The organism is Alkalicoccobacillus murimartini (genome assembly GCF_030813245.1).
Classification (GTDB): Bacteria; Bacillota; Bacilli; order Bacillales; family Bacillaceae_D; genus Alkalicoccobacillus; species Alkalicoccobacillus murimartini.
Genome location: NZ_JAUSUA010000003.1, coordinates 454,367 through 461,129, shown reverse-complemented (window position 1 = coordinate 461,129; position 6,763 = coordinate 454,367). Strand labels below are relative to the sequence as shown.

Here is a 6,763-nt window from a genome sequence, read left to right as displayed (position 1 = left end):
TTTTTCTCCTTCTGTCACTTGAACTGCCCTTCGCTCTTGATAAAATCGATCTCTCTCTTGCTTAGGTCATGTATGCTCTTGATATCGCGCCCTACATCTTGATAAATCCCGTTCTCTCTTGATCCGGAGCTTTGCGGTCTTGCTATCGACCTTTCCTTCTTGATCAATCTCCATCCGTCTTGCTGGTTCATCCATTCCTCTTGATAACTCCCTCAAACTTCAGATGCCCTTCTAAAAATGAAATTTTTCTCCTTCTGTCACTTGAACTGCCCTTCGCTCTTGATAAAATCGATCTCTCTCTTGCTTAGGTCATGTATGCTCTTGATATCGCGCCCTACTTCTTGATAAATCCCGTTCTCTCTTGATCCGGAGCTTTGCGGTCTTGCTATCGACCTCTTCCTCTTGATAAACCTCCATCCGTTTTGATGGTTCGTCCATTCCTCTTGATAACTCCCTCAAACTTCAAATGCCCTTCTAAAAATGAAATTTTTCTCCTTCTGTCACTGGAACTGCCCTTCACTCTTGATAAAATCCAACTCTCTCTTGCTTAGGTCATGTATACTCTTGATATCGCGTCCTACTTCTTGATAAATCCCGTTCTCTCTTGATTCGGAGTTCGGCGGTCTTGCTATCGACCTTTCCCTCTTGATCAATCTCCATCCGTCTTGATTGCTCGAACTTCCATCTTAATAACTCCCTCAAACCTCAAATGCCCTTCTAAAAATGAAATTTTTCTCCTTCTGTCACTGGAACTGCCCTTCCTTCTTGATAAAACCGAGCTCTCTCTTGCTTAGGTCATGTATGCTCTTGATATCGCGCCCTACTTCTTGATAAATCCCGTTCTCTCTTGATCCGGAGCTCCGCGGTCTTGCTATCGACCTCTTCCTCTTGATAAACCTCCATCCGTCTTGATTGCTCGAACTTCCATCTTGCTAACTCCAACAACATCAAAAAAATCCCCATCAACCCGTATAAATCTCCCCAATTCATCCATACTAATAAGAAAATTCTCACCATTCCTTAACAAATCGAATTGACAATGATTATCATCCTCTAGTATACTGATGCTAGAAATACACGGCGAAGGGGGAGCTTTCGTGAAGAAAATGTCTGTTCATGCGTTAAAGGATATAAACACGGTGCTTATGAATAAACGTAAGGTTGGAGGAGCTATTGAAGCTAAGTCCATTCGTCTGCGTTCAGGAGAAGAATTTCTTTACCCTGTCTTTACCAGTTTGGAGTCAACAAGAGGTGTGTATCAATCCATTGGATTTATGACCTCTGAAGGAGAAAGACTCATTGTGAATGTGGATGAAATTGCACTCATGAAAGATCTTGAACACAAACTGATTTGCCAATTAGAGAACACACATGCTAAAACATACTTACTTACAGATACACTTAACTATTTACAACGACTTTGTGAGGTCAATGAAGGATGTCTCAGCTCACCATTTCAACGTGAGGTGGAAGGATTGGCTTGTGATATCGGAGCCAAACATCTTGAGGATCATGGGTACACAGATTTTGTTGCCTTTGCTGATACAGAACAAAAAATTGTCTCTATTAATCAAAAAAGCATGCTGGCTTAATCGCCGCATGCTTTTTTTGTTTATTATTCTTTATCTTGGCTTTCAAGTGTGCAAATAGCTGATGGGCGTTTGATACGAAGAGCTAATGTTTCATACACGCGGAACGGATGGTTCATTCCTTCTTCGCCAAGGTAAGCTGTTTCAAAATCCTCTGACACAGCTAAGTCAAAGTTATGTGGACCCACGTTAACAATAACCCCTGTTTTGCCTTTAAGGACTGGTGACTGGAATACACCTGCTGTAGCAATTTCACGAACATGTTCAATTTCGAGAACATTTGTCTCTTTATGAACTCTATGAAGAATAGCATACAGTTCTGGTGATAAGACTAATGCATACGGACCATGATGACCTAATGCCATTAACTTACTGCGAGCCTCAACGATGTCTTGGAACGCATGTCCAGATTCATACCAGCTTTCGGTTACATGAGATAAACGTCCTTTGACATTCATTAATCCTGGAATATCAAATTCCTTTGAACCGTGGAAAATCATTTGATCTTCTAAATAAGCGACTTGTCTCGCTGCATTCGCAGCACCTGAGAAATCAACTGGAATATCTAATGTTTTAGCCTGCTCAACATCTCTCCAGTACAAAACAAAATCCTTATAAATTAGTGGAATTGTGTGACTGACACGTTTTGTTGATTCAGCAATTTCTTCATTTAGACCTTGGTGATCCATAACTGCTTCATGGTCGTCCAAATAAACATCTGTATGAATGGTTTGAACTCCACGACCTAGAGGACCATGTAGACTAAGAAACTTACGTCCAACTAATTGGCTTTTAGCCATATCTGCAACTACTTTATCTAAATGATCAAATTCACTTTCGTTTAATGGTGCGTCTGGGTATCTTGAAGCTTTGCTCATCAAACTCACTCTCCTTATTTTCTTATTACTCTAATAGACTCCCGACAGAGAACGTTCGTATCTCATTCTCGTCTGAATGTGTGGGTTGTATTTCATCTTGTGTTTCATCGGTCATAAAGCTCTTTAGCTTTGAGATTAATGCTTGTAACTCGTCTTGATTCGCTTGAGATCTCGTATACAGATCATTTAACTCATCTCTTTGTGAATCAGCTAGCAAAATGATCGCTTCATCTAGATGTGCAATAAATGACTGCAATTGAACGTGTTCAACATGACTATCGGCATACAACTGTACACACGCTATAGTGGAAGGATTTTTATAAGGCTCTTCACCTATCCATTCCTTTATTTGGTTTCGTAAAACCTTTAAGCTAATGATACGATTTTTCTCTGAACCTAAGGCTTTTCGAATCAACATTCGTTCGAAATCATTATTTGGGTTCGTGAGACGTGGTTCAAGCAGCTTAATGTATGTCTTACTGTCTTTTCTTAGAGTGGTTAAAAGATCATGAAGCTCAGACAATATTTCCTTCATGGGTCTTCACCTCTTTCCTTCTAGCTACGTTCATAATATCATAATTCTCAATTAAAAAGAAACCTTTTTATAATAATTATAAAGAAGGTTTCTCAATTGAACTATTTTGTTGACAGTGGACAGTTAGGCTGGCACTGGCCAATTGCTTTATAGATTGAACACCACGATCTTTTGGCGTAACAGACAGGTACATCTTGTTCCATGGCTTTTTTCTTTAGAACACTTGTTAGGTTGTGGTTAATAAAGTCAGTAAGAACCAGAATCATATCAACGCCAGCTGGGATGTCTCGTTTCACCATTTGTGTTTTTCTTCCGCTAATATGTAGAATATTCGCATACCCCATCTCTTCCAACTTCTTTGGAATAGATCCAAGGTGGTCAGCACCTACAATCATTAATGATGTCATATCTTTCCCTCACTTCCTTTGATAATAATTCTCAATATCATTGTAAATGAAATCGATTCTCATTGTCAACTGTATTTTATAGAATATTCTGTTTCAGGTTAGACTGTGCGTAAGTTGGGGAATAGATACTAGTAGACGCTTTGTCATGATTCGGTTTACTTGCCGGTTTTTTTTATGTAAAGTGGATAGGATGAGAATGGAGGTGCCCAGCATGATCGCCAATATGACAGAAGACCAGCTTCTCGTTTTGGTTATTAAATATATTCGTGAAGCCAAACGAAAATCCTTGCAGGAATTATTAGACGAACTACACCCATACGATGTTGCGGCCATCTATCGGTCTCTCCCTGAAAAGCATCATCATAAGTTCCTCACCTTTCTAGAGCCTGATCAAGTGGCTGACTTAATTGAAGAGCTTGAAACAGAATATCAAGTGGAGATCCTTCAAAAACTCGGTATCGAGGAATCTTCAAAGGTTATGGATTTAATGGAGAATGATGACTTAGCCGATTTATTAAATGAACTTTCCGTTGAGCGAATTCAAGAATTTTTGGATGTTATGAAAAAAGAAGACTCCATTAAAATTCGTTCTCTTATGAGTTACCCTGCTGAAACAGCTGGTGGACTCATGACAAATGAGTTTATTTGGATTCATGCCAATCAAACGGTAAGGCAAGCAGTAGACAAACTAAAGGATTACGCCAGTTTTTCAGAAAACATCTATTATTTATATGTTATTAATGAGTCCAAAAAATTAGTTGGTGTCGTTTCCTACCGTGATCTCTTAATTGCAGATATCCATGAAGTTATTGAAGATATTATGTTTACTCGAACGGTTGCTGTCAAAGTAACTGATGACCAGGAACAAGTCGCCCATATTATTGAACGGTACGATTTCATCGCCGTACCAGTTGTTGACGACGAACAAACCCTACTCGGTATTATTACCGTAGATGACGCGATGGACGTAGTGATAAGAGAAGCAAATGAAGATATTGAGAAGCTCTCGGCTTCCGGTAAAGATATTGATTTCACTACGAGAGCCTGGACTGCTTCAATGAGAAGACTACCTTGGCTCATACTTTTACTCTTTATCGGGTTAATTTCCGGTAGTATCATGAATTATTTTGAAGCTACATTAGCACAAGTTGTTGCCTTGGTTTTCTTTATGCCAATGATTGCTGGCATGACTGGTAATACAGGAACTCAATCATTAGCCGTTGTTGTTCGCGGTGTCTCTCAAAATTCCATAAACAAAAAAGTAGTGACCAGTTTAATCTTTCGAGAATTTCGTGTGAGCTTAATTATTGGAGTTACCTGTGGAAGCTTGATTACCCTCATAGCGTACGTTTGGATGGGTAGTCCAATCCTAGGTTTTGTAGTAGGTACTTCATTATTCTCTACATTAATTATTGGTACTCTTGCAGGAACGGTGATCCCTCTGATTCTTCATCGAATTGGTATTGATCCCGCGGTTGCATCCGGACCTTTAATTACAACCTTAAATGACATCTTCTCTCTTTTAATTTACTTTGGAATAGCAACAGCATTTTTATCTCATTTGATGTAACGTCAAAAAGACAGGCTAATTATTTTAGCCTGTCTTTTTTTGTGCATTAATTTGTCCAACTCTATACATATAGCCTCTTCGGTTTGCATATATGTTGAAAAGAGCTTGTCATCTGGATCTCTAGGTTGGGTGTGATAATATATGTGGCGTTACACATTAACATTAGTTGTTGGGTGTTTATTAATCAGTATTGGGATTAACTTCTTTTTCACTATGTATCACTTGCTTGATGGAGGCATCATTGGCATTGGATTAATTGCTCATTATCTTTGGAATACACCTGTTGGATTAACGATCATTGTTGTCAGTATCCCCATCTATATTATGGCATGGTTTTACTATCGACCCTTTTTCTATAACAGTTTAGCAGGAGTCATTGTGTCTTCCTTTTTTATCGATTGGGTCTCCCTCTATTCTCCTGATCTAGCTGTTCTAGGTCCTCTAGCAAGTGCTATTACAGGTGGTTGTATGCTTGGAATAGGAGCAGGTATGATGTTCCGAATGGAAATCAGTACGGGCGGATTTGACTTGTTAGCACAAATGATTGCTACGAAGAGCCCTTGGAATGTAGGAGTGATCATTGTCATCTTTGATATGTTAGCCGTCGTTGCTGGCATTTCGGTTGTTACAACTGAAGAGATTGTATTGTCTACAATTGCTGTTATTTCTACCGGTATCGCTACAATTATCATCACAAGCTGCAAGCTACCTGCCATTCTCTATCCAAGCGACAAATTCCCCGGGAAATGGAAAAGTGAATAAGCGCAATCTGTCATATTTTCACTGAATAACGGCATCTCCAGTAATAAACCAGTAGGATATGCCGTACACAAAGGCAACGCTTGCAATAATAATAAACAATGCTTTATTTGAAAGTCTTTTTTTCATATCGTCCTTCCTTCCTTCCTCTTCTTAATTTCCTTTAGTATACGACGATTTAGCGTAGAACACTAGGAGGGCATAAAAGAACCCAGAACACAGGTCCATATACCTGATTCTGGGTTCTTTTCTTATTAAGATTCCTCATTAGAAAGTTTGGATGCTACCTTCGCTACTCTCTCTCCTAAACGCGAGGCCATAACTAGCTCTCTTTCATCTGGTGTTCTAGAACCATCTGAGCCAGCAAGCGTTGATGCTCCGTATGGCGTCCCACCAATTCCATCTGTCGTTAATTGTTCAGGATTCTCACCATATGGTAGTCCAACATATATTAATCCAAAGTGTAACAACGGCACTAACGAGGTTAAGATTGTCGTTTCCTGACCACCGTGAATGGATCCTGTGCTTGTAAATATAGAGGTTGCTCTTCCCTCAAGCGAGCCATTCGCCCAAAGACCTCCTGCTGAATCCAAAAACTGTTTAACTTGCGCAGGCATATTTCCGTAACGTGTTGGAAAACCCCAAATAATCCCATCAGCCCAAATAAGATCATCATGGGTTGCCTCAGGAATATGCTCTTGGTCTTTTTGAGCCTGTACATAGGCATCCTGAGCTGACATCGCCTCTTTGACTGCTTCAGATTCAGGAATTCTAACGAGACGAACATCTGCCCCGCCTACTTTACTTGCACCTTCCTCAACTGCTTTAGCTAAGGTATGTACATGTCCATATGAAGAATAGTAAGGAATAAGAATGTTTGTCATAAAGTAAATCCTCCTTGTTTTTATTACGACCTCTATTTGTCCCTATTCCTTTAATCAATACTTTACTAAACATCCTTTCTCTCTTTTTAATGGAAGTTTCCTCGTTAAACCTTTACAATAAAAAGGTGATAGCGGTTTATA

At 39.5% G+C, this 6,763-nt stretch carries 7 protein-coding genes; 3 read left to right on the top strand and 4 right to left on the bottom strand.

Annotated features, from left to right (window positions below; genetic code table 11):
* Positions 1-1,097: 1,097 nt before the first annotated feature.
* Positions 1,098-1,592: a hypothetical protein gene (locus tag J2S05_RS13015; RefSeq protein WP_306983458.1), complete on the top strand. Its 495-nt coding sequence runs from the start codon at positions 1,098-1,100 to the stop codon at positions 1,590-1,592.
* Positions 1,593-1,615: 23 nt separating this feature from the next.
* Here the strand turns inward: J2S05_RS13015 and J2S05_RS13010 are convergent, their stop codons facing one another.
* The 3 genes from J2S05_RS13010 to J2S05_RS13000 all read right to left on the bottom strand — a co-directional run bounded on the left by J2S05_RS13010 (position 1,616) and on the right by J2S05_RS13000 (position 3,409).
* On the bottom strand, positions 1,616-2,467 hold the full coding sequence (locus J2S05_RS13010; protein WP_306983456.1) for a family 1 encapsulin nanocompartment shell protein: 852 nt from the start codon (positions 2,465-2,467) through the stop codon (positions 1,616-1,618).
* 25 nt (positions 2,468-2,492) lie between these two features.
* Positions 2,493-3,002, bottom strand: coding sequence for a hypothetical protein (locus tag J2S05_RS13005; RefSeq protein ID WP_306983454.1), 510 nt, complete (start codon positions 3,000-3,002; stop codon positions 2,493-2,495).
* Between the two features lie 101 nt (positions 3,003-3,103).
* Positions 3,104-3,409 (bottom strand): DUF2325 domain-containing protein, encoded by a 306-nt coding sequence (locus J2S05_RS13000; protein WP_306983453.1) that lies wholly within the window; start codon positions 3,407-3,409, stop codon positions 3,104-3,106.
* A 211-nt stretch (positions 3,410-3,620) separates the two neighbouring features.
* On the opposite strand from J2S05_RS13000, the gene mgtE reads away from it, so the two are divergent.
* Both mgtE and J2S05_RS12990 read left to right on the top strand, forming a co-directional pair.
* Complete coding sequence (mgtE, locus tag J2S05_RS12995; protein WP_306983451.1) at positions 3,621-4,979, top strand: magnesium transporter; 1,359 nt, start codon at positions 3,621-3,623, stop codon at positions 4,977-4,979.
* Between the two features lie 141 nt (positions 4,980-5,120).
* On the top strand, positions 5,121-5,741 hold the full coding sequence (locus J2S05_RS12990) for a YitT family protein (protein WP_306983449.1): 621 nt from the start codon (positions 5,121-5,123) through the stop codon (positions 5,739-5,741).
* A 251-nt stretch (positions 5,742-5,992) separates the two neighbouring features.
* On the opposite strand, the gene wrbA is transcribed toward J2S05_RS12990, so the two are convergent.
* Complete coding sequence (wrbA, locus tag J2S05_RS12985) at positions 5,993-6,622, bottom strand: NAD(P)H:quinone oxidoreductase (RefSeq protein ID WP_306983447.1); 630 nt, start codon at positions 6,620-6,622, stop codon at positions 5,993-5,995.
* Between the last annotated feature and the right edge of the window lie 141 nt (positions 6,623-6,763).

Coding starts and splice junctions, on each gene's coding strand:
- J2S05_RS13010 (WP_306983456.1), bottom strand. CDS start 2,467: ATGAGCAAAGCTTCAAGATACCCAGACGCACCATTAAACGAAAGTGAA.
- wrbA (WP_306983447.1), bottom strand. CDS start 6,622: ATGACAAACATTCTTATTCCTTACTATTCTTCATATGGACATGTACAT.
- J2S05_RS13005 (WP_306983454.1), bottom strand. CDS start 3,002: ATGAAGGAAATATTGTCTGAGCTTCATGATCTTTTAACCACTCTAAGA.
- J2S05_RS12990 (WP_306983449.1), top strand. CDS start 5,121: ATGTGGCGTTACACATTAACATTAGTTGTTGGGTGTTTATTAATCAGT.
- mgtE (WP_306983451.1), top strand. CDS start 3,621: ATGATCGCCAATATGACAGAAGACCAGCTTCTCGTTTTGGTTATTAAA.
- J2S05_RS13000 (WP_306983453.1), bottom strand. CDS start 3,409: ATGACATCATTAATGATTGTAGGTGCTGACCACCTTGGATCTATTCCA.